The sequence below is a fragment of the Hymenobacter sp. 15J16-1T3B genome (genome assembly GCF_020711235.1).
In the GTDB taxonomy this organism is placed as follows: Bacteria; Bacteroidota; Bacteroidia; order Cytophagales; family Hymenobacteraceae; genus Solirubrum.
In genome coordinates this window covers 1-22,727 of sequence record NZ_JAJFAV010000013.1, presented here as the reverse complement: position 1 = coordinate 22,727, position 22,727 = coordinate 1, and the positions used below count along the sequence as shown (strand labels likewise).

Here is a 22,727-nt window from a genome sequence, read left to right as displayed (position 1 = left end):
TTACTTGGTCGACGCATTTCGTTGCGGCGCGGGGCAGCCGGCTTCGGCAGGGCCGCTAACCCGGCCGTAACCCTTTCGTCAGCCCGGCGAAGCCACCCTTCGCCGGCTTTTCCCGTATTTTGCAGTCCCGCCGCCCCTTGGGCCGCGGAGCCGTTTTCCCCTTCCCGAACCTTAAGTTTTCGTGCGCCGGCTGCGGCCGGCCGAGAACCGCATGAGCACCAGTCCTTACCTGACGCTGACCGTCGTCGAGCTGACCCGCGAAACCGCCGACGCCATCACCATTCACCTCGAACGCGCCGACCGGCAGCCCGTGCCCAGCCAGCCGGGCCAGTTCCTGACCCTCATCGTGCCCTGCGGCAGCGGCAAGCGGCCCGAGCGCCGCTCGTACTCGCTCAGCAGCACCCCCGCCGATGCCCCGCGCCTTTCCGTGACAGTGAAGCGCGTGCCCGGCGGCCTGGTCAGCAACCACCTGCTCGACACGGTGCGCGTGGGCCAGACCATCGAGGCCATGGCCCCGCTGGGCAACTTCACCCTCGAAGCCAACCCGCAGACGGCCCGGCAGCTGGTGCTTATCGGCGCCGGCTCGGGCATCACCCCGCTGATGTCGATTCTCAAAACGGTGCTGCAGCAGGAACCGCAGAGCCAGGTGCTGCTCGTGTACGGCAACCGCAACGAGGACACGGTGATTTTCCGCGAGCAGCTCAAGCAGCTGGAGCAGCAGTACGCCGGCCGTTTCGAGGTGGAGCACGTGTTCAGCCAGCCCAAGCAAGCCGCCAAGAGCGGGGGCGGGCTGCTGGGCCGCCTGTTCGGTGGCGGCTCCTCGGCGCCGCAGCCCGCGGCCGAGCACCAGCACACCGGCCGCCTGAACCGCACCATGCTGCTGCGGGTGCTCGAACAGCGCTGGCAAACCGCGCCCGCCCAGGCCGAGTATTACATGTGCGGCCCCGAGGGCATGATGGCCGAAGCCAAAGCGGCCCTGGAGCTGCTCGGCGTGCCCGCCGACCGCATCCGCCGCGAGAGTTTCGTGGCCTCCGCCGATTCGGCCGAAGCCGCCGCGGCCCAGCCCGAGGGCCACGGCACCGTTATGGCCGACGACAAGGATGAAATTTCGGCCCGCAAGGTTACCATCCAGTACGAAGGCACCGAGTACGTGGTGGAAGTGCAGCCCAATCAGACCATGCTGGAGGCCGCCCTCGACCAGGACATCGACCTGCCCTACAGCTGCCAGGCCGGCCTCTGCACGGCTTGCCGCGGCAAATGCCTCACCGGCAAGGTGCACCTCGACGAGCGCGAAGGCCTGTCGGACCGCGAAATTCAGCAGGGCTACGTGCTCATGTGCGTGGGCCACCCGCTCACCGACGACGTGGTCATCGAGATTGACTAACTAGGCGGCGCGCCGGTTAATTTTTTGCGCCGCATTCCCGTCTTTTGCGCCGCTTCTGCGTAGCATATAGGTTCCAACCTCCCGCCCGCCGCACCCTAGCCCATGCTTTCTTCTCCTCTGGAAATTTCCGCCGACGTTACTTCGCCCAACCGGCCGGCCCGGCACTACCTGCCCGAGGCTTTCACCGTCACCGATTGGGCGACCATCGAACCCTACTTTATCGAGCTGCGTGACCGGGCCGTTGGCTCCGGCGCCGCGCTGGAGCAGTGGTTGCTCGACCGTTCCGAGCTGGAGGCCGTGCTCAGCGAAGACCTGGCCTGGCGCTATATCCGCATGACCTGCGACACCCAGGATGCCGCCCGCGCCGAGGCGTTTCAGTACTTCGTCAGCGAGATTGAGCCCAAAGTGGCGCCCTACGACCACGCCCTGAACGAAAAGCTGGTGGCCTCGCCCTACGCCGGCGAGCTGGACCAGCAGAAATACCGCATTTTCCTGCGCTCCGTGCGCCGGGCCCTGGAAATCTACCGCGAGCAGAACATTCCGCTCAAGACGGAAATCAGCACCAAGCAGCAGGAGTACGCCGCCACGGTGGGCGCCATGACGGTGACCCTCGACGGCGAGGAAATGACCCTGCAACGCGCCGCCGACCGTCTCAAGGACACCGACCGCGCCAAGCGGGAACAGGCCTGGCAGGCCATTCAGGACCGCCGCGTGCAGGACGCGCAAAAGCTCGACCTGCTCTTCACCCAGCTCATCGGCCTGCGCGACCAGATGGCCCGCAACGCGGACTTCAGCAATTTCCGCGACTACATGTTTGCCGCCCTCGGCCGCTTCGATTACACGCCCGAGGACTGCTTTGCCTTCCACCGCGCCATCCGCGAAACCGTGGTGCCGCTCATCGACGAGCTGGATTTGGAGCGGCGCCAGGACCTAGCCCTGCCCGAGCTGCGCCCCTGGGACCTCGACGTCGACCCTTCCGGCAAAGCGCCCATGCGGCCCTTCGAAACCGGGCAGGAGCTGCTGGAAAAGACCATTACCGTCTTCCAGCGCCTCGACCCCTTCCTCGGGGACTGCCTCACCACCATGCGCGACATGGGCCACCTCGACCTGGAGTCGCGCAAGGGCAAGGCGCCGGGCGGCTACAACTACCCGCTCGACGAAACCGGTGTACCGTTCATCTTCATGAACGCTACGTCCTCCTTGCGCGACGTCATTACGATGCTGCACGAGGGCGGCCACGCCGTACACTCCTTCCTGACGCGCCGCCTGCCCATGGGCGCCGACAAGCATCCGCCGAGCGAGGTAGCCGAACTGGCCTCCATGTCGATGGAGCTGATTTCCATGGACTACTGGGACGTGTTCTTCACCGACGCCGATGAGCTGCGCCGGGCCAAGAAAACTCACTTGGAATCGGTGTTGGAGACGTTCCCGTGGGTGGCCACCATCGACAAATTCCAGCACTGGGTGTACGAAAACCCGGCGCACACCTCGGAGCAGCGTCAGCAGCGCTGGACGGAAATCTTCGACGAGTTCAACCAGCGCACCGTGAGCTGGAAAGGGCTGGAAGGCTACAAGCCTTGGCTCTGGCAGAAGCAGCTACACCTCTACGAAGTGCCCTTCTACTACATCGAGTACGCCATGGCCCAGCTCGGGGCCATTGCCGTGTGGCGCAATTTCCGCCTCGATCCGCAGGCCGGCCTTGAAGCCTACAAGCGCGCCCTGGCCCTGGGTTACACCGCCACCATCGGCGAGATTTACCAGGCCGCCGGCATCCGCTTTGACTTCAGCACCGATTACCTGCGCACCCTGGCCGATTTTGTGCACGCGGAAATGGCCCAGCTGTAGGCCGATACCCTATAAAGCAAGAAGCCCCGGCTGGAGTCGTTCAGCCGGGGCTTCTTGCTTTAAATCAGGTTGTTATTCTGCCACGGTGCTGATGCAGGTGAGCGTAGCGTTTTGCCAGGTATGCACAGCCGGCGTGACTTCGGGCTTGTAGGAAATCAGCACTTGCTCAGGCAGCGCGCTGGGGTAAGTGGCCTGAAAGGCGTCCCACTCCCCGCCGAAGGGGCGCAGTTCCTTGCCGTCGTTGAGCACGAGCAGAATGGGGTGCTCGGGACAATTGGCCACGTTGCAGATGGGGTAACGCACCGTAGCCGGGGTGGCGCACGCCGGTTCGGGTTCCATCGGGTCGTTACACAGCTCGCAACTCGTAAGTAGGGCGCTGGTAACGGCGGCAAGCAACGGCAAAAACGGACGCATGGCAGTTGGGCAGGGATGAATAAATGACGCAATAAAGCAGCGGCGAAAAGCGCAGCGGCCTAGTTCATCTGCTGAATGCAGTTGAGGGTCACGCCTTCGCCCACCATGCAGATGCTGGGAGTTGGCGCGCTGACGTAGCTGATGGTCACCCGCTCGCCGTCGTGCTTGGCGTAGTTCTGCCACAGGGGGCCGTGCGGCTCCAAACGCTGGCCGTTGCTGAGTTCAAGCACGAAGCCGCAGCCGTCGAATCCGGTCAGGTCGCGGATGGTGGCGGCGGTTTTGCAGTCGGGGTTGGGAGCGTCCTGGTCGTCCTGGCAGCCGAATGCCAGCGGAACGAAGACGGCCAAAACGAGCAGAAAATGCAGGCGTCGCATAAGACAAACGGGTTAACTATACCAGCAGGAGGCGTAAGACGGGGTGTAAGGTTGCACCGTGCTGGGGCTAAAAACCGAAAAAGCCCGCAGCAGAGGCTGCGGGCTTTTTCACACTGCATTCGGTACCGGTTAAGGCTGCAACTCGAACAGCGGCAAGGGCTGCAGATTGGAGTACTTGCGGCCCGCTTTCTTGAGCGTGGCGCCGTGCAACTGCAGGTACTGGTTGTATTTCTTGGCCGCTTGGTCGTAGCGCACCCGAAAGCCGATAACTTGGCTATCAGCCTCTTTGATGGTTTCGGTCAGGGCTTGCACGTCCTGGCTGCGCTCCAGCTGGGGCCGGGCCAAATCGTACACGGCGTTGAGCACCTGGGTCTGGGCGTTGTCGTACGCGTCGATTTTGGCCGACTCAGCCATGGTTTTCTGGTCGTAGCGCAGGCCCAGCAGCTGGTCGTTGGCGGCACGCAACTGATCGGCCTGGGTTTTGTCGGTGCCGGGCAGTTGCTTGAGCGTTTGCAGCACGGCGGTGGTGGCCACCAGTTTCTGGTTGTCGCTGTCAATCATGCGCTGCCAGCGCACATTGACCGTGTCGCGCAGCACCGCCAGCTGGGCTTGGGCAGCGGCCGGGGAAGTAGGATCTACGACGACGTTGTCGCCGGTTTTGCGGCAGGAAGCGGCTGCCAGCAAGACCAGCAGCGGGAAATAAAACAGCAGTTTACGCATGGTAGCCATCAAACGCAGGAGCGGGAGTGGATATTCCCGGGACAGCGGAAAAACCGCAAATTTCAGGCCCGGCCGCCCCGAAGGTGGCAGCCAAGGCCCGGACAACCAGCGGACGAGTCCCAAAAAAATTCATGCCGCCCCGCGTGGGACGGCGGAGCGGCATGAACGGGGAACAGGGAAATGCGACGAGAGCAGCAGCAGGGCACCCGGCTAACGGGGAAAAGCAGGGGGGAATGCTCATCCGGGGGCCCCGCTGCGCTCAGGTTGGGAGGTGGTCACCGGTGGCCAAGCCGCCCAACAACTGGTCGGTGAGGCGTTCGGCAATCTGGTCGGGATTCAGTTTGCCGTCGGGGCGGTACCAGTTGGGCAACCAAGTAAGGCTGGCAAAAAGCGTGAGCGTGGCAAACGCGGGGTCGGGGGTGCGCAGGGCACCGTCGGCCACGCCGCGGGCAATCATGTCGCGGAAAGCCGCTTCGTAGCCGCGCTGCAGCTGTACGAACTCCGACAGGGCCGGCTCGCTCAGGTGGCGCCACTCGTGCAGAAACACGGCCGAGGCGTCGGTGTCGCGGATGAGCACGCGTACGTGGCTGTCGATGGCGCGGCGCAGGTGCACGGCGGCGGGGGCTAGGTCGTCGACAGTGGCGGTGCGCAGGCCCGCCATAAACTCATCGGCTACCCGGAAGCAGATGCGGTGCAGCAACTCTTCCTTGGAGCGGATGTGCGAGTAAATGCTGCCGGCTTCGATGCCCAGGGCCGCCGCCAGCTCGCGCATGCTGGTGGCCGCGTAGCCGCGTTGCCGAAACAGCGCGGTGGCCGTCTGGTCGATTTGGGCTTTGCGGGAAAGGGTGGGCGTGGTGGATTCCATGGGAGGCGTAACAGCCATCAAATATACTGGTTCCTAACGTTCGTTAGCAAATTAAAGTTGTGGATTTTCCATGGACTCTAGAAGTTTGCTGAAGCATAATACGACTATCTTTTTCATTCTCATATGGTTTTTCGCAAACGTTTGGGGCAGCTACTGGCTTTTTTCGCCCTCACAAGCTGCGGCCCCGGGCAACCCAGCGGTGAAGCGCCGGTGGAAGAGGCCCCGGCGCCGCCGGCCGTGGCCGCCAATCCGGCCCAGCAACGCCAGCGGACGGAAACGGTGCGGCGGTTTCTGCGGTGGTACCAACAGGCCCAGCCCCGGCTCGACCAGTTGCTGACGGCCACGGTCCGCAAAGCCGGCCAGGGCGACACGGCGCATTACCAAGTCGACGCCGCGCGGGCCACTGCCTACTTGCAGTACCTGCGGCAGGCGGGCTGGTTTAGCCCCGAGTTTATCGACGACCAGCGTCAGCAGTTTGGGCGCCGCGACGCGGATTTTCGGCGCACCCGGCAGGCTTACGGGCCACCCGTGGGCTTCGAGTACGGCTGGATTCTCTACACGCCGCGCCCGGCCGTGGTGGTGGCTACGGCATTGCAGCGGGGGCGGATCGACATCGTGCCGGGCGCGGGTCCGCAGTGGCAGGCGCGGGTGAAGCTGCCCGGCACTGGCAGCCTGATCCTGGAGCTGACGGACGCGGGGGATTCCACGAAAATCAACACGATTTATCCCAGCGGCATCGAGCAGGACCTGGGCCAATAGCTGATTCGGGCGGGCGGCGCGTTACCTTTGCCGCCCCCGCACCGTAGTGCAGAAAGCCATGTCAGAACAAGTAACCCCGCTCAATCAAGTCGGCGAAATCGGCCTGATTCGCCTTATTCAAGACTCCATCACCCTGCACCAGCCCAGCACCGTGCTCGGCATCGGCGACGACGCCGCCATCCTGGCGCCGCCGGCCGAGCACGAGGTGGTCGTCAGCACCGACCTGCTGGTGGAAGGCGTGCACTTCGACCTTGCCTTCTGCCCGCTCAAGCACCTGGGCTACAAGGCCGTGGCCGTCAACGTCTCCGACATTGCGGCCATGAACGCGCTGCCCACGCAGATTACCGTGAGCTTGGCCTTGCCGAGCCGCTTTTCGGTGGAAGCCGTGCAGGAATTCTACGAAGGCGTGCGCCTGGCCTCGGAAGCCTACCGCGTCGACGTGGTGGGCGGCGACACCACGGCCTCGCGCGCGGGGCTGATTATTTCGGTCACGGCCTTGGGCACGGTGGCCCGCGGGCAGGCGGCGCGGCGCTCCGGCGCGCGCGTCAACGACCTGTTGTGCGTCACCGGCGACCTGGGCGCGGCCTACCTGGGCCTGCAAATCCTGGAGCGCGAAAAGCAGGCCTATCTGGCCGACCCCGAAACCCAGCCCAACCTGGAAGCCTACGACTACGTGGTGCAGCGCCAGCTGCGCCCCGAAGCCCGCATGGACGTGGTGCACATGCTCCGCGACCTGGGCGTGACGCCCACCAGCATGATTGACGTCTCGGACGGGCTGGCCTCGGAAATCATGCACCTCTGCGCCGCCTCGGGCGTGGGCGCCACCATTTTCTCCGACCGCCTCCCCGCCGATCAGCAGGTGTACGACGTGGCCGACGAGTTCCGCCTCGACCCGGTGATGTGCATGCTCAACGGCGGCGAAGACTACGAACTGCTCTTCACCGTCCCGCTCTCGGACTTCGACAAGCTCAAAAACCACCCTGACGTGACCATTATCGGCAAAATCACGGAGGCGTCGGAGGGCGCCATCCTGGCGACGAAAGGCGGCAACGCCGTGCCGCTGCGGGCGCAGGGCTGGTCGCACTTCGGCCAGTAGGCCAGTAAGCCTGGCCTGCTTCTTCGGAAAACAAAAACGCCCGCGGCTGGAACTGCGGGCGTTTTTGCTATGGGTTGGGTCGAAGATTAGTCCTCGGGGTAGGGCACGAAGACGAACTTCGTAAACTCACCGTCGACCACGAACAGGCAGCAGAACTCGTCGGGGTCTTTGTAAGCGGCCTGGAACGCGGCTTCGCTGTCCTCGGCCACCAGACCCTGCTGCACGAAGATGTCGAGGTAGGAGGCTAGCACGTACCACTCGGTGGCTACCTCGTCGGGGGAGAGGAGCAGAGAGCCGAAGGGCACCGGCACGCGCGAGAAGATGAAAATGGGGTACTTGATGTCGTTGCGGCGGATCTGGTAGGAGGCTTCCTTCAGGGTATCCGAAACGATGGCGAAGTCCTTGGTGATGGTGCCGAGGTACTTGCCGCTTAGCTCGGGGTCGTTGGCGTAGTCCATATGGGGTGTTAAATGGGCTTGTTTTTCAAACGCACCAAAGTCATTACAGGGTAAGCCGTGTTATAGGAATCGTATTCCCATGACCGTGAAACTTCAAACCAGCTTACCTGAGACTTATGGTCAATAAGTTTCAGGTAAGCACAGCCGGCAGCTTCCTTGAGTTTGAATCTGTATGTGCCGCTGCCATTCATAGCCAAGGTGAAATATCCATGACCTACGCAGGGAAAGTAGGAGGACTGGCTAATCGTATTGCCTGATGTGAAAGACCAGGTCAGGAAAGAACAAGCTCCCGTTTCCTCCAAATAGAAGTTTGGTTTGTTGTGGAAAACAATGGTGTTTCTGGTGCTGATATTAGCCGAATCCTTTACCCACCACTCTGAATGTACTGAATAGGGACCCTTCCTACTGGTGGCAAAGTCATTCAGCAGCGTTGCCTTCAGGCTGTTTTGAGCAACGCTGGGACGCGCAGCTGCAAGCAGGAGAAGCAGAAACGCTAGCCGCATGACAGGACGTTACTTCAGCTCCAGCAGCACCACGTTCTCCACGTGGTGGGTGTGCGGGAACATGTCCACCGGCTGCACGCGCGTCACGCGGTAGGTGTCGGCCAGCAGCTCCAGGTCGCGGGCCTGGGTGGCGGGGTTGCAGCTCACGTACACCACGCGGGGGGCACGCAGCTCGATTAGGCGGTTGACCACGTCGACGTGCATGCCGGCGCGGGGCGGGTCGGTGATGATGACGTCGGGGCGGCCGTGCTCATCGGTGAAGTCCTTGGTGAGCACGTCCTTCATGTCGCCGGCGTAAAATTTGGTGTTCAGCACGCCGTTGAGCTCGGAGTTCAGCTTGGCGTCCTCGATGGCCTGCTCCACGTACTCCACGCCGATAACCTCGCGGGCCTGCTTGGCCACGAAGTTGGCAATGGTGCCGGCGCCGGTGTAGAGGTCGTACACCAGCTCCTGGCCGGTGAGGCCGGCAAACTCGCGGGCTACTTTGTACAGCTCGTAGGCCTGCTCGGAGTTGGTCTGGTAGAAGGACTTCGGCCCCACGCGGAAGCGCAGGCCTTCCATCTCCTCGTGGATGTAGGGCAGGCCGTGGTAGCACACCACTTCCAGGCCTTCGAGCGAGTCGTTGCCCTTGTCGTTGAGCACGTAGTTCATCGACGCCACCTCGGGGAACTGCTCCAGCAGGTAGTCCAGAATCACTGGAATCATCTGGTGCTGGCGGTAGAACTGGGCCACTACCATCACTTCGCCGGTGCTCTTGGCGGTGCGAATGGTGAGCGTGCGCAGCAGCCCGGTGTGCTTCATCAGGTTGCCGAAGCGCAGCTGGTTTTCGCGGGCGTAGTCGCGGAAGGCCAGGCGGATCTGGTTCGACGGATCGGGCTGCAGCCAGCAGTGCTCGATGTCGATAATCTTGTCGAAACGGCCGGGCAGGTGGTAGCCGAGCACGCGGCGGTCGTACTGCTTGGTTTCGTCCTTGATCTGCTCCGAGGTCAGCCAGCCCTGGTAGCTGAAGGTGTACTCCAGCTTGTTGCGGTAGTAGGTCGTCTCCTTCGAGCCCATGATGGGCTGGATTTCGGGCAGCTCCACCTTGCCGATGCGCTGCAGCGTGTCGTTGACCTGCTGCTGCTTGTACATGAGCTGGGTTTCGTAGGCCAGGTGCTGCCACTTGCAGCCCCCGCACACGCCGAAGTGCTGGCAGAAGGGCTGCACGCGCAGCTCGCTGTACTTATGGAAAAAGACGGGCTCGGCTTCGAGGTAGGTCTTCTTGGATTTGGTCACGCGCAGGTCCACCACGTCGCCGGGCGCCACGCCCGAGACGAAAATGACCAGGTTGTTGTGGCGCACCAGGCACTTGCCTTCGGCCACCATGTCTTGGATTTCCACGTTGCGGAGGTCCTCCGCCGGGATTTTCTTCGGATTGGGCATCAACTGATTCACGGGGCAAAGATAACCCGCGGATGCGTGCAGATTTTTCGCCGTCGTCGGATTTCGTGGTCGGCGCGGGGGAGGATAAGGCATGTGGACTCCTGGTAAGCCGAAAAACGCCGCCCGCGCCCATTGCAAAAGCGGGACGCGGGCGGCGGAGCCAACGGGCCTTACTCGTTGTACGGGTCCATGATGTCCTGCGGCGCGTGGCCTTCCTTGCGGCCAAACTGCCCCGGGTTCACGCGGCCCTCGAACTCGTTGCTGTACACGGCCAGCGTGTTACCTGGGTTTTGCGGATCCTGGCGCAGGAGTTTGGCCCGCAGCTTGGTGGCAAACTCGCCCGTGTAGACCGGGGCCGTCAGCTGCCAGTACTGGTCGGGCGCCAGGAACACGGTGTGGTAGCTGTTGCCGCACCAGCTGCGGGGCACGTACTCGATGTCCTGCCACTGGCCTTGGCGGTCCAGGGCCTGCAGGTTCAGTGACAATTGGCTGTCCTGCGCCCCGAACAGCACCGTATCGGTCGAGCCGTTGATGATGCGCAGGCGGTGGCTGGCCGGGCCGCCGCTGGTGCTGGCCGCCGCGTCCACCGTTACCCGCAACGTACGGGGGCCAGCCTCGGCCGCGCCCACTAGGCGGGGCCGGTTGCCGGAATCAGCCCAGCCGCCGAGGTTGGCGAATTGGCGCAGGCGCGACGACGAAGCCACCGTGTACGAAGCGCGGCGCATGTACGTGAGGTTGAGCGCGCCGGGCGGCGGAGTCCCGGCCGCCGTGGGGTGGCCCGGGCCCTGGGCCGGCTGCGGCGCAGGGGCAGCCGGTTGAGTCGACGGTGTCAAGACGGATAAACTCAGCCCAAGCAGGGCCAGTAGCGGGGATAAGGAAACGAGCGTCGGCATAACACGAAAGGGTTTGTGTCGGATAGATGCCGGGACGGGCCGGATTCCATACCAACGCCCACCGCCGGCCCGGGCGTATAGCACAACGGCCGCCCGGAGATGTTCCGGGCGGCCGTTGTGACCTGATCCTCCGCGGCTGTTACCGCAGGATTTCAAACCACCCCTTGGTCACCTTGCCACTGCCGTCGGTGAAGAGGAAGTAGTAGGTGCCGGCGGGCTGGGCGTCGCCGGTCCAAGTGTTCAAGTAATTGCGCGTCTGGTACACCTGCTTGCCCCAGCGGTTGTAAATGGCCAAGGTGTTGCCCGGGTACAGCGCCACGTTCTTGATGGTGAGCTGGTCGTTCAGCCCGTCGTTGTTGGGCGTCATCACGTTGTAGAACTCCAGGTCGTTGGCGAAGGCCCGGCCCGCTTCGTTCGAGAACGACGCCTGCGCGGCGCCCACGGCTTTCACGCGGTAGTGCTGGTCGAAGCCGGCCGCGCTGGTGGCAAAGCTGACGGTGTAGTCAGCGGCCGAGGTCGGCGTGACCGTTTGCACCAGCGTCGCGGCGCCGCCGTCGGCCTGGCGGTACACTTCGTAGCGCTGCACCGCGAAGCCCTGGTAGGCATTCCAGCGCAGGCTAACGGCGTCCTCGGCGCGGCCCGAGCCGGTTTGCGTGCCCGTTACCTCTAGGCGCATCGTGGTGTGGTTCGAGCTGTTCAGCACCGTGCCGCAGCTGTTGAGCAGCTCCAGGCGGTACTCGTAGGCCGTGGCGTCAGCATCAACGCTGGTGTCGTCAAAGCTCGTGGCTGAGTTGGCCGCGCTGCCCACCTGCGCAAAGGCGGCGGTGCTGCCCGCGTTGCGGCGCAGAATGCGCACCTGCCCGGCGTTGTTGGCGCGGTCGGCCACGGTCAGCGCCAGCGTGATTTTGCGGTCCGACGCCTGGTCCACCGAGGCTGCGCTCAGCGCCACCGTGGCGTTGTCGAGCGGCAGGATGAGGGTAGTGGCCGGGCCGGCGCAGCCAAACTGCGAGGTTTCCGTCACCACCACGCTGCGGGTGGTAGCCGTGGCGGCGAAGTTCACCTGCACGGTGCCGGTGCCCTGGCCGCTGGTCACCGTGCCGCCCACCACCGTCCACTGGTAGGTGCTGGTGCTGCTGGCGTTGCCAATGCTGTAGGTCACGCCGTTCAGGCCTTCGGGGCACACCGAGCGCGGCCCGGTTACGGCCGGCGCTACAGGCAGCGGGTCGACGGTGAAGGTGCGCGTGGCGGTGGGGCTGCTGCAGCCGGCGCTGGTGCTGGTCGTGACCGAAAGGGTATACGTGCCGGGGGCCAGCGTTGTCGGCAGCGTGATGATGCTGTTGACAGCGCCCGGTACCACCACTCCGTTTAGTTTCCACTCGTAGAGCGGGTTGGTGATAGACGGTACCGAGAAGGTAGCCGCCGTGCCGGTGCAGATGCGCGCCGGCCCGGTCAGCTGCGGCAGCGCCGGCGAGGGCAGCACCGTCACAAACAGCGTGTCGGAGGTGCCGAGGCAGCGGCCGCCGGCCGGGTTGCTCGATTCCGTCACCACAATCTTGCCGATGCCGGCGCGCGTCCAGTTCACCACCACCGAGGCGCCGCTGGTGCTAACCTGCGTGCCCCCGATGATCTGCCAGCCGTACACCGAGCCGGCGGTCAGCTGGGTGGCGTAGGTGTAGGGCCCGTCGGCCTGGCACACGCGCAGCGGGCCGGCCGGCTTCTGGGTCAGCAGCACTTGGTTGATGCGCACCGGGAAGCTCACCGTGTCGGACGAGCAGCCCGCCGCGTTGAGCTGGTAAGCCCGCACGCGGGCGGTGCTGCTGGCCGTGCCCCAGTTCACGGTAATGTTCGGCGTGCCCTGCCCGCTGGCAATGGTACCGCCGGTGACAATCCATTGATAGGCCGAGTTACGCGGGTTGCGGATGCTGTAGGCCACGCCTTGTACCGTGGGGCACACCGAGGCCGAGCCCTGAATGCTGTCGTTGGCCGGGCGCGGGTTCACCGTCACCACGATGGTGTCGGTGAGCGAGCAGCCCTGCGGCGTGGTGGCCCGCAGCACGTAGCGCAGCGTTTGGGCGGCGCTGTTGAGCGGCGTGCTAAACAGGGGTTGCGCCACCGCGGCGCTGCTCAGGTTGGTTGCCGGGGTCCACTGGTACTGGTAGCCCGCCACCGTCGGCGTGCCCAGGCGCAGCGACTTGCCGGCGCAGATGGCCATGGTAGCCGGGCCGGCATCCACATTCACTGCCGGGTTCAGCGTGATGACGACTTGGCCGGTAGCCGAGCAGTTCTGCGGCGAAGTTGCCGTCAGCGTGTACGTAAGGGCTTGCGGGGCCGAGCCGGCCGGCAGCGTTTGGGTAAAGGTGGGGTTGGCCACTGAGGCGCTGCTCAAGCCGGTAGCCGGGCTCCACTGGTAGCTGTAGCCCGCCAGCGGCGCGGCGCCCAGCGTAATCGTTTCGCCGGAGCACGCGGAGCGGGTGGCCGGGCCGGGCGTTACCAGCACCGTCGGGTTCACCGTCACCACCACCGTGTCTCGGTCTTCGCATTGGAAGCTGTTGCGTACGGTCAGGATATAGCGCTGGGTGAGCAGGGCCGTAGTGCTGGCGTTGGTCAGCGACACCGTCGGGTTGGCCACGGTGGCGCTGCTCAGGCCGGTGGCCGGGCTCCACTGATACGTGTAGCCCGTCGCGGGCGCGGCGCCAATCTGCGTGGTCGTGCCCGTGCAAATGGTTTTATCGCTGCCCGCCTGGGCGTCGGCTGCCGGGTTCAGCGTCACCGTAACCTGCGCGGTGGCCGAGCAGCCTTGGGGCGTGGTGGCCGTTAGCGTGTAGGTAACTACCTGTTGCCCGGCACCCGTGGGCAAGGTCTGGGTGAAGGTGGGGTTGGCCACCGAGGCGCTGCTCAGGCCGGTAGCCGGGCTCCACTGATACGTGTAGCCCGCCAGCGGCGCGGCCCCGAGTTGCGGGGGCGTGTCGCCCGAGCACACCGTCACGTTGCCGCCGGCATTGACGACAACGGCCGGATTAACGGTCAGCGTGAATACCGTCGTGTTGGTGCAGCCGCCCACGGCCGCGGGGTTGGTGGCCGTCAGGGTGTAGGTGCGCACGATGGGGGCATTGGTCGGGTTGGTTACCGTGGCCGTGGGGCTGGCGGAAGCCGGGTTGTCCAGGTCGCCGAGCGTAGCCGAAGTCCAAGCGTAGGTAACACCGGGAGCGGCCGTGGCCCCGGTCAGCGTGGCAGTTTGGCCCGAGCACACCGTAAGCGCCGTGTTCTGGGCTACCTGCGGCCGCGGGTTTACCGTTACGGTCACCGTAGCCGTGCCGAAGCAGGTCGTGCTGCTGGAGGTGGTCGTCAGCGTGTAGGTCTGCGTGACGGGGGCGCCGGTGGTGTTGGTCAGCGTCACGGTGGGGTTAGCCGCGGTGGCGCTGCTCAGGCCCGTAGCCGGGCTCCACTGGTAAGTCAAGCCCGTCACGGCCGCCGCGCCCAGCTGCGCCGAAGCACCCGAGCAGATGGCTACGTTGGCGCCGGGCTGGGCTACAATGGCCGGATTGACCGTCACCGTCACCTGGCTGGTGGCCTGGCAGCCGAGGCTGGTGCTGGCCGTCACGGTATACACCTGCGTGACGGGGGCGCCGGTGGTGTTGGTCAGCGTCACCGTCGGGTTGGCCACCGAGGCGCTGCTCAGGCCGGTGGCCGGGCTCCACTGGTAAGTCAAGCCCGTCACGGCCGCCGCGCCCAGCTGCGCCGACTCGCCGGAGCAGAAGGTACGGTTGGGGCCTGCACTGGCCGTGGCGCCGGGTTTCACCGTTACGGTTACCGTGGCCGTGCTGCTGCAGCCGGTGCTGGTCGACGTCACCGTCAGCGTGTAGGTCTGCGTGACGGGGGCGCCGGTCGAGTTGGTCAGCGTCACGGTGGGGTTGGCCACGGTGGCGCTGCTCAGGCCGGTGGCCGGGCTCCACTGGTAGGTCAGGCCCGTTACGGCCGCCGCGCCCAGCGAAATCGACTCGCCCGAGCACAGGCTGGGGGTGGGGCTGGCGCCCACGTTGGCTTGCGGCAGCGGGTTCACCGTTACGGTGACGGTGCGCGAAGCGGTGCACACCCCGTCGCCCGACGTCACGGTGTACGTCGTCGTCTGGGTGGGCGACACGGTAATGGTGGCGCCGCTGGGCAGCGTGCCCGTGCCGCCGGTCCAGGTGTAAGTGGTGCCGTTGGTCGCCGTCAAGGTCACCGACTGCCCCACGCAAATACTCGGCTGCGAGGCCGTCACGGCGAGGTTGCTGGCCGGGCGGATGTTGATGGTGCGGCTCACCGAGTCGCTCTGGCAGCCGAAGGCGGAGAGGTTGCGCACCGTCACGCGGCCTTGGCCCGTGCCGTTCCAGCGCACCTGAATGGCGGAACCCGAGGCCGAGCCTTGGATGGCGCCGCCCTGCACGCGCCAGGTGTAGCCCCCGGCCGGCGCGGGGCCGGTAGCGGTGTAGGTCCGCACCTGGGTCGCGTCGCAAATCACGCTGTCCCCGTTGAGGGCCGTGGGCGCCGGCGTGCGCGTTACCTGAATCTGGAAGACGTCGGCAATGGTTTTGGAATTGCAGTTGACTTGGTCCGTAGCCGTAATGGCCACGTCGTAGGGGTTGGCGCGGGCGTCGCCGCAGCGGGGCGTAAAGCGGAACGAGGCGCTGGCGCTGCCGCCGCTGCCCACCACGGTGGCGCTGCCGGTCAGCGCGCCGGGAAGCACCATGCCCGCCTGCCCGCCAAACGTAGTATTGTAGCCGCCGGCGCCGTCAAGCAGGACGCTGTTGGCTCTCAGGGTGATGGTGTTGCCGTCGGCGTCGGTGGTGCCCACGGTGAAGTTCAGGGTCTGGCCTTCTTCCACCGTGAAAAGGTGTTGGGCCACGGTGTTGGGCGTAAATTGCGGTGAGTTGTTCGGCGGGCACGTTCGGACCACCAGCTGCACCTCGCGCCTGGTGGAGCCCACCTGCACCTGCTGCCCGTTGATGGTGCGGAATTCCTTGACTTCCACCGACACCACGAAATTGCCCAGCTGGGTGACGGCGTAAGTCGCCAGACCGGTGCTGGCGTTGAGGGTGGCAAAGTTGCCCGCGGCCGTACCAAACGGCGTGGTCGGACCGTAGCCCGGGGCGTACTGCACCGCAATGGGGGGCGGCGTGAACTGGTTGACGTTGGCCAACCGGTCGTAGGGCGTCACCAGCGAGTACACGAGCCGGTCCCCGTCGGGGTCCACGGCGTTGTTCAAAAACAGGCTGGTGTCGCCCTGGCAGATAACCACCACGGCCGTGTCGGAGAAGGTAGGGGAGGTGTTGGGCAGCAGCGGCGGGGCCATTTCCATGTAAATGGTCTGCTGCTGCGAATCCGACGGGTTGGCCAGGTTGGTAATGCCCCGGTTGCGGGTGCCGTCGGTGTAGGTAGCGTAGTAGCCATCGAACGACACGGGCAAGTCCACCGTGGCTTCGTAGCGGCACAGGCGCACCGGCACCGGCGTGCCCGCCGAGGTGCAGCCCGGTGGCACAATGAGCGGGTTGCTCAACCGGTTCATGGTCAGCGTGCGAATCAGCGCCCCGTTCTGCGACTTGTTGTAGAAATTGACAGTAATCGTCGGGCGGCCGTCGGGTACGCTGGAGGGCGTCGAGCCCCCGGTGGCGGCATTCACGTAAATCAGCACCGTCACGCGGTAGCGAAACGGGGTCGAGCCGGAGCCCAGCGCGCCCAGGTAGCTGTACGTCATTTCGCCGCCGAGCAGGTGGGAGGCTCGTGCCTGCGGGGCGGCCAGGCCGGCCAGCAGCAACAGGAGCAACCCGTAGCGGAGGAAAAGTTTGATCATATAGTGGGGAGAGGAAAACAAGAAAAGCCGGCCGAAACCCTCGTTTCGGCCGGATAACCGGATGCAGCTACTTAATTGCGCACGATGCGGCGCGTGGCCTGCTGGCCGCCGGCGCTGTGCAGGCGCAGTACGTACACGCCCTGCGGCAGCGCCGCCAGGCTCAGAACCGTTTCGGCGGCGCCCAGGCGCACCGGCTGGCGCAGCACCACGGCGCCAAGCAAATTTTCCACGGTGGCTTCGTAGAGGCCGGCCCCGGCCGCGGCCAGGCGCAGCTGCAGCTGGCCGTCGGGGGTGGGGTTGGGGTACACTTCCAGGCCCGGCAGGTCGCGGGGGGCGGCCGTGGCCAGCGCCGGCGAAATATTCACCGAGTAGTCTTCCGTTTCGGCGTTTACCTGGTTTTGCACGCAGGGCTGCGGGGCGTTGCCATTCAGGCGCATCAGCACGCGCATGCGGGTGAAGCCCGCGGCGGCCGCGGCGGTGGGCAGCGTGAAGGCGCTGGTCATGGTGGTCGTGCCCGCGATGTTCAGCACCTGCTCCCCGGCGTCGGTAAACGAGCCGTTGCGGTTGTAGTCAATCCACACCGTGGTGGTGCGCTGAAAGTTGTTGGCCGCGGCCACGCTCATCGTGTAGCTCGTGCCCAGGCGCAACTCCGCCACGCGTGTGGTGTAGTTGCCGTAGCCGTTGGGGTCCGCCGCCGAGGTGTTGACGAAGGGCGTGGCGAGCGAACCGCCGCTGATTTGCACCGTCGTAATCCAGGAGTTAAGATTCGTGCCGGTGGAGGCGCAGTAAGTTAGGCACGGCACCGACACGGCAATGTACGCGCGCTTGGTCATGGTCTGGCTGCCGAAGGAGTTGGTCGCCGTCAGGCTCACGTCGTACACGCCCGAGGTGGCGTAGGTGTGCGTGGGATTTTGCTGGGTTGAGGTGCCGCCGTCCCCGAACGTCCACGCCCAGCTGGTAGCATTGGAGCTCTGGTCGGTAAACTGCACCGGGTTGGTGCAGGTCGTGGCGTAGTTGGAGGTGAAGTCGGCCGTCGGCGGCTGGGTGTTGGCCAGCACCGTCACGGTGTAATCCTCAGCCTGGCCCTGCTGCACGCCGGCGCAGGCCGTGAAGCTCGACCCGACGAAGTCCGACACGATGCGCAGGCGCAGCGGCACGTTTTTCACCGCCGTGTTCGGAATAGTCACGAAGCCCGTCACCGGCGAGGCCTGGTCCAGCGACTGCAGCAGCTGCTCGCTGCTCGCGAACTGCCCGTCGTTGTTCAGGTCGAGCCACACGCGGGTGTCCTGGCGGTTGCTGCTGGTGATGATGGTAAGCGGGTAGCGGGTGGCCTCCGTCAGCGACACCCGGCCGGTGCAGGTGAAATCCTGGTAGCCGGCCGAGCCCCCGGTCGAGGTGTTGGTGAGCGTGCCCAGGTTCACGGCCGTGATGCCGTAGTTGCAGCAGTAGTTGAGGGTGGTGGGGGTGCAGGCAGCGGCCACCGGCACCTGGCTGTTGTAGGTGACGTAGCCGGTGCGGGTGCTCGTGTTCGAGCCCGAGGTATTGGTAGCCGTCAGGGTCACGGTGTAGGTGCCGGCCGTGGTGTAGCACTTGCGCGGGTTTTGCTGGGTGCTGGTGGTGTTGTCGCCGAAGTCCCAGAGCCAGCTGGTCGGCCCGTTCGTGCTCTGGTCGGTAAACTGCACGCAGCCCGAGCAGGTCAGCGTCTGGTCGGCCACGAAGGCGGCCACCGGCGCGGCCGTGGCCGCCTGCAGGGTCACGCGGTAGTCCTCGGTCTGCGAGTACTGCGGCGTCGAGCAGGGCGTGGGCACGGCCACGTTCACGTAGTCGGCGGCCACGCGCATGCGCAGGGCCACGCCCGTAGTAGCGCCCGCCCCGATGCGCACCGTGCCCGACTGCGTGCCGCGGCCCGACGAGCTGAACACCAACTCGCCGCCGCTGGTCTGGGCAGTGTTGTTGAATTGCCCGTCGTTGTTCAGGTCAATCCACACGCGCACGTTCTCGTCGGCCGAGGCGTTGGTGCGCACCTGCAGGGTGTAGTTTTGCCCGATGGTGAGCGAGGTGCCCACCGTGCAGGAGTAGTCGCGGTAGCCGTCGGCCACGCCGGCCGTGGTGCTGTTGATGGTGCCCAGCGTCACGTTGAAAATACCCATGGCGAAGGGGTACGACGAGGCCGGTGCCGACCCGGGCGTGCAGCTGCTGGTCGTGGCCGGGCACTGGGCCGCCGCCGAGAGGGCCGAAAACCAGCCGGCCAACACAAGAAATAAGGGCGCTAGGCGCCAGGACCGTAAATGCTGCGTCATAAAGTCAACGGCGAGAAGGGAATTCACCGCCTTAAATGTAGCGACTAAATACAAAGCTTAACGCCCCTTAATCCAACTTTTGGGGCCCGTAATCGACGGTTTCGCCGGATTTGTCGACTAATGCCCGCCGTGCCCCGTGCCTGCCCGAAAAGCCCGTAGTTTTGTCCGCTGGCTGCGGCTTGCCGCCGCGGTCCGAATTCGCTTTTGCAGATGCACAACAAAGTAGTTCTGATTACGGGCGGTACCTCCGGCATCGGGCAGGCCTGCGCCGTGGCATTCGGCCGGGCCGGCGCCCGCGTCGCCTTCACCGGCCGCGACGCCCAGCGCCTCGCCCAAACCCACGCCGAGCTCACCGCCCAGGGCATTCAGGCCCTGGCCATCCGCGCCGACGTGGGCGAGGAAGCCGACTGCCAGCGCGCCGTGGCCGAGACCGTGCAGGCCTTCGGCGGCCTCGACGTGCTGATCAACAACGCCGGCATTTCCATGCGCGCTGTTTTCGCCGACGCCTCGCTCGACGTCATCCGCCGGCTGATGCAAACCAACTTCTTCGGTACCGTCTACACCACCAAGTTTGCCCTGCCGCATTTGCTCAGCCGCCGCGGCAGCGTGGTAGGCATTTCCAGCATCGCCGGCTACCGCGGCCTGCCGGGCCGCACGGGCTACTCGGCTTCCAAGTTTGCCATGAACGGCTTCCTGGAGTCGTTGCGCACGGAACTCGCGCCCCAGGGCGTGCACGTACTCACAGCTTGCCCCGGCTTCACCGCTTCCAACATCCGCAACACCGCCTTGGCCGCCGACGGCTCGCAGCAGGGCGAGTCGCCGCGCGACGAGGCCAGCATGATGAGCAGCGCGGAAGTGGCCGACCACATCCTGCGCGCCGTGCAGCAACGCAGCCCTACGCTGGTGCTCACCGGCAAAGGCAAGCTGACGGTATTCCTGAACAAGTGGCTGCCCGCCGGCATTATGGACCGGCTCGTGCTCAACGAGTTTCGCAAGGAGAAAGACTCGCCGGTGCGCTAGGCGCGCGTTACTGCACCAGCAGCAGGTCGTGCTGGCGGATGTAGGCCGTGCGCCCGCGCCAGAGCACTTTGTACCAGATGTCCTGCTGGCCGCGCACCAGCAGCCGGTCACCGGCGGCGGCGGTAGTCAGCCAGGCCGCCCCGGCGCTGGGGGCGCTCATCAGCGCCGCGCGGGGCCGGCACACCAACCCGACGGTGCTGGTGGTGAAGATGTTGAGAAACGCTGCCACGAAGAGCAGGTAGAAACCGTACGTCAGCCACCAGCCCCGCGCCAACCCGCGGCGACGCACCAGCAGCAGCGTGCCCACGGCCACCCCGATGGCCAGCAAGCCCTGCAGCACAGTAGGGTAGTAGCGCCGCAGCGACAACGCTAACTGTTGCCGCCAGTTGTCGGGGTAGCCGGTGAGGCGGTGGGAGGCCGCCAGCTCCGCGGTTTTGCGCCACACCACCGGGCTCGGGTAGAATTCCTGGTACAGGTTGAGGTAGTACAGTGCCGCGGGGTATTGGTCGCGGCTTTCCTGCACGGCCGCCATGCGCAGCAATTGCTGGCGGCTGACCACGCGTTGGTGGAGCAGGGCGCGGTAATGCTGGTAGGCCTCCATGGGCTTGCCAGCCTCAAACAGCGAATCGGCTACGAGCGAATGAGGGGGAGCAGCCTGAACGAGAGCTGTTTGCGTCAAAAACACGAGCAGCAGGCTGCAAACGGTAATTTTTTTTGCCGGAAAGTTTGGCATTCGATGCGTAGCCAACTACTTTTGTGCCACAATCGACGACAGTAGGTCGCCGGATGCAAAGAAAACGATTCTGTAGCTCAGCTGGTAGAGCAATACACTTTTAATGTATGGGTCCTGGGTTCGAATCCCAGCGGAATCACTGAAAACCCTGTCTGCAACTTGCAAACAGGGTTTTTTATTTACTGGGGCCGCAAGTGGGACCGCGGTAGACTGTGTTTGTGCCTGTCGTATTCAGCCGCCCCGTAAATTGCGGTAAGCTGTTGTAATGAGTATGTCGAAGGGGGCTGTAAAGTTCTTCCACTTAACCGTAGAGCAGGACGTCAAGCAGTATGTGTATGCTCCGTGCGTCGTCCAAGCGTTTGATGCAGCAACTGCCGCAGGCGAGGACTTCACCTTGCCGACAAAGCTCGCGGATGAAGGCAAACTGAAGCAGCCGTTGGCTTTTCCTTGCGTCTACGAAGTAGACTTGGCCGGGCGCTGCGAACCAGCCTCCCAGCGAACCTTCGAAGCTTTTTGCTCAATCGCTTACGGACGGGCGGAATAGACGTCGGCGGCGCTGGCGCCTGGGTACAACCCAGCGAGGCGTACAACATGGAACTGCTCACGTTTCACTTGCGGCAGTTGACCAGTTCCCGAGCACAGACGGAGTTGCAGGGGTATTTCTGAGAAATCTTGCTTCAACAAACTACGCAACGTGTGTTGGAGCCGGGACTTCAGGAGACCACCCGATTTGTGTTGCAAGGCACTCTGACTTTGTTCGAGGCCTTGTGCAAAGAGATGCGAGCGGAGCGAATTGCCGCCGCTAAGCAGGAAGGTCCGGCCAAGCATATTTTTATCAATCAGAAGGTGTTGGCTTATAAAACGTTGTTCGTGTACGGGCTCATTGAGCTGCCCAACCGAAACGATGTTGACCAGCAAGCAGACTATATCGTGAAGGCCCTCAAGGGCAACAGGGGACTGATCCGACGTTACCTCAACTCCAATTTGACAGAGAAGGCGCGGGAACGGGGGAAAGAATACATCTATACCCAGGAAAATTTCGATCAAGCCCTCCTCTACATTCGCCGCATTATGCCTGGCATCGACGTCGACGCGTTCGACCTACGTGAAGTCCGTAAGAAATAGGTAAGTCTGACATTTTGTGGGAAAGGCGTCCCTCTTGCGTCTTTCCCACCGCCTAAACATTTGCCTGAACCTTACAGACAAGGCAAATGAAGTTACCCAACACCCTACACGAAGTGGCACTGGTCATGCTGTCGCTTCCCCAACTGCACGAGCTGCTGAGCATGCTGCTGGACGAGAAGCTCCAGCCTTTGCTCGCCGCCGTGCACCTGAGCGCCACGCAAGGCGGTTCGGAATATCTGACGACCCGGCAGGCGCTGGCGTTTGTGCACCTCTCCAAACCCACGCTCAACAAGCTGCGCCGCGAGGGCCGCATCACGGCGTACCACTCCTCCGACAAGCGCGTGCTCTACCGCCGCAGCGAGTTGGTCGCGTACCTGGAGGCTTCCAAGCCGAAGGAGGGGCGCCAGCCGTGCTAACCACCATTACCACCATTGAAGAAAAAAGCCTGGTACTGCACCTGAAGGTGGCCGGCTGGACGGCCGGACGCCCGAAGTCTACGATGTCGGAACTGGCCCGCTCCAGGCAACAGGAGTTTGGCCAGGATTTGAAGGAAATTCACTGCCTCGTGCATTCGTTGCGCGGGCAAATGCCAGCCTCGGCAATTGAAGCCCTATTGCTGTGGCCGGAGATGTGGCACGAAATCGAGCAGGAATTGATCCGTCTGCTGGAGCAAGATCCCACTCTTACCGAAGTTGTGGTACGCATCGGTGGGCCCGCTCCCCAAGGCCAATGCCATCGTATTCCCGCTCAGATTTGCCGCCCGGAAACGCTGGCCCAACTCACCACGCAGGCTGGCCTATGAAGACGACGTCAAAACAGGCCGGCGTTTCGGAACACGACCAAGGTGAGGTGGATCAGAAGCTGCGGGCCGTGGAGGACTACCTTTTAACGCGCTACCAAATGCGCTATAACGTGGTGAAAGAAGTGGTGGAGTGGCGCCCGGCGGGCAGCGCCGCTCCCTACCGCCTGCTCGACGACTACCAACT

At 64.4% G+C, this 22,727-nt stretch carries 20 protein-coding genes and 1 tRNA gene; 10 read left to right on the top strand and 11 right to left on the bottom strand.

The window, feature by feature from the left end:
• Window positions 1-211 precede the first annotated feature (211 nt).
• Both LJ737_RS19550 and LJ737_RS19545 read left to right on the top strand, forming a co-directional pair.
• A complete protein-coding gene (locus tag LJ737_RS19550) occupies window positions 212-1,384 on the top strand; it encodes a ferredoxin--NADP reductase (protein WP_227768437.1) in 1,173 nt (390 codons plus the stop codon).
• Window positions 1,385-1,486: 102 nt separating this feature from the next.
• A complete protein-coding gene (locus LJ737_RS19545; protein ID WP_227768436.1) occupies window positions 1,487-3,229 on the top strand; it encodes a M3 family oligoendopeptidase in 1,743 nt (580 codons plus the stop codon).
• A gap of 72 nt (window positions 3,230-3,301) precedes the next feature.
• Here LJ737_RS19545 and LJ737_RS19540 read toward each other — a convergent pair whose 3' ends face one another.
• From LJ737_RS19540 to LJ737_RS19525, 4 genes are all read right to left on the bottom strand, one after another.
• Window positions 3,302-3,643: a hypothetical protein gene (locus LJ737_RS19540; protein WP_227768435.1), complete on the bottom strand. Its 342-nt coding sequence runs from the start codon at window positions 3,641-3,643 to the stop codon at window positions 3,302-3,304.
• Between the two features lie 59 nt (window positions 3,644-3,702).
• Window positions 3,703-4,017: a hypothetical protein gene (locus LJ737_RS19535; protein WP_227768434.1), complete on the bottom strand. Its 315-nt coding sequence runs from the start codon at window positions 4,015-4,017 to the stop codon at window positions 3,703-3,705.
• A gap of 129 nt (window positions 4,018-4,146) precedes the next feature.
• A complete protein-coding gene (locus tag LJ737_RS19530; RefSeq protein ID WP_227768433.1) occupies window positions 4,147-4,737 on the bottom strand; it encodes a LemA family protein in 591 nt (196 codons plus the stop codon).
• Between the two features lie 259 nt (window positions 4,738-4,996).
• Complete coding sequence (locus tag LJ737_RS19525; RefSeq protein WP_227768432.1) at window positions 4,997-5,620, bottom strand: TetR/AcrR family transcriptional regulator; 624 nt, start codon at window positions 5,618-5,620, stop codon at window positions 4,997-4,999.
• 105 nt (window positions 5,621-5,725) lie between these two features.
• Here LJ737_RS19525 and LJ737_RS19520 point away from each other — a divergent pair, with 105 nt between their 5' ends.
• On the top strand, window positions 5,726-6,361 hold the full coding sequence (locus tag LJ737_RS19520) for a hypothetical protein (protein WP_227768431.1): 636 nt from the start codon (window positions 5,726-5,728) through the stop codon (window positions 6,359-6,361).
• Window positions 6,362-6,419: 58 nt separating this feature from the next.
• Complete coding sequence (gene thiL / locus LJ737_RS19515; RefSeq protein ID WP_227768430.1) at window positions 6,420-7,457, top strand: thiamine-phosphate kinase; 1,038 nt, start codon at window positions 6,420-6,422, stop codon at window positions 7,455-7,457.
• Window positions 7,458-7,543: 86 nt separating this feature from the next.
• On the opposite strand, the gene LJ737_RS19510 is transcribed toward thiL, so the two are convergent.
• The 6 genes from LJ737_RS19510 to LJ737_RS19485 all read right to left on the bottom strand — a co-directional run bounded on the left by LJ737_RS19510 (window position 7,544) and on the right by LJ737_RS19485 (window position 18,863).
• Entirely contained in the window at window positions 7,544-7,915 is a 372-nt protein-coding gene (locus LJ737_RS19510; RefSeq protein WP_227768429.1) for a hypothetical protein, read from the bottom strand.
• A gap of 8 nt (window positions 7,916-7,923) precedes the next feature.
• Window positions 7,924-8,418 carry a hypothetical protein gene (locus tag LJ737_RS19505; protein WP_227768428.1) on the bottom strand — a complete coding sequence of 165 codons (495 nt, stop codon included), beginning with the start codon at window positions 8,416-8,418 and terminating at the stop codon, window positions 7,924-7,926.
• A gap of 9 nt (window positions 8,419-8,427) precedes the next feature.
• Window positions 8,428-9,843 carry a 23S rRNA (uracil(1939)-C(5))-methyltransferase RlmD gene (gene rlmD, locus LJ737_RS19500; protein WP_410779960.1) on the bottom strand — a complete coding sequence of 472 codons (1,416 nt, stop codon included), beginning with the start codon at window positions 9,841-9,843 and terminating at the stop codon, window positions 8,428-8,430.
• Window positions 9,844-10,010: 167 nt separating this feature from the next.
• Entirely contained in the window at window positions 10,011-10,733 is a 723-nt protein-coding gene (locus tag LJ737_RS19495) for a hypothetical protein (RefSeq protein ID WP_227768427.1), read from the bottom strand.
• A 139-nt stretch (window positions 10,734-10,872) separates the two neighbouring features.
• On the bottom strand, window positions 10,873-16,563 hold the full coding sequence (locus LJ737_RS19490) for a T9SS type B sorting domain-containing protein (RefSeq protein WP_227768426.1): 5,691 nt from the start codon (window positions 16,561-16,563) through the stop codon (window positions 10,873-10,875).
• 71 nt (window positions 16,564-16,634) lie between these two features.
• A complete protein-coding gene (locus LJ737_RS19485) occupies window positions 16,635-18,863 on the bottom strand; it encodes a GEVED domain-containing protein (protein ID WP_227768425.1) in 2,229 nt (742 codons plus the stop codon).
• Between the two features lie 210 nt (window positions 18,864-19,073).
• Between LJ737_RS19485 and LJ737_RS19480 the strand changes: the two genes are divergently transcribed.
• Window positions 19,074-19,883 carry an SDR family oxidoreductase gene (locus LJ737_RS19480; RefSeq protein ID WP_227768424.1) on the top strand — a complete coding sequence of 270 codons (810 nt, stop codon included), beginning with the start codon at window positions 19,074-19,076 and terminating at the stop codon, window positions 19,881-19,883.
• A 7-nt stretch (window positions 19,884-19,890) separates the two neighbouring features.
• Here the strand turns inward: LJ737_RS19480 and LJ737_RS19475 are convergent, their stop codons facing one another.
• Window positions 19,891-20,562: a hypothetical protein gene (locus LJ737_RS19475; protein WP_227768423.1), complete on the bottom strand. Its 672-nt coding sequence runs from the start codon at window positions 20,560-20,562 to the stop codon at window positions 19,891-19,893.
• Between the two features lie 120 nt (window positions 20,563-20,682).
• On the opposite strand from LJ737_RS19475, the gene LJ737_RS19470 reads away from it, so the two are divergent.
• From LJ737_RS19470 to LJ737_RS19450, 5 genes are all read left to right on the top strand, one after another.
• Window positions 20,683-20,755 (top strand) — tRNA-Lys (locus LJ737_RS19470).
• 533 nt (window positions 20,756-21,288) lie between these two features.
• On the top strand, window positions 21,289-21,741 hold the full coding sequence (locus LJ737_RS19465; protein ID WP_227768422.1) for a hypothetical protein: 453 nt from the start codon (window positions 21,289-21,291) through the stop codon (window positions 21,739-21,741).
• Window positions 21,742-21,827: 86 nt separating this feature from the next.
• Window positions 21,828-22,157 (top strand): helix-turn-helix domain-containing protein, encoded by a 330-nt coding sequence (locus tag LJ737_RS19460; RefSeq protein WP_227768421.1) that lies wholly within the window; start codon window positions 21,828-21,830, stop codon window positions 22,155-22,157.
• Window positions 22,151-22,543 (top strand): hypothetical protein, encoded by a 393-nt coding sequence (locus LJ737_RS19455; RefSeq protein WP_227768420.1) that lies wholly within the window; start codon window positions 22,151-22,153, stop codon window positions 22,541-22,543. The genes LJ737_RS19460 and LJ737_RS19455 overlap by 7 nt, the downstream gene beginning before the upstream one ends.
• Window positions 22,540-22,727: hypothetical protein (locus LJ737_RS19450; protein WP_227768419.1), on the top strand; the 188-nt coding region annotated here is incomplete at its 3' end. The genes LJ737_RS19455 and LJ737_RS19450, both read left to right, overlap by 4 nt.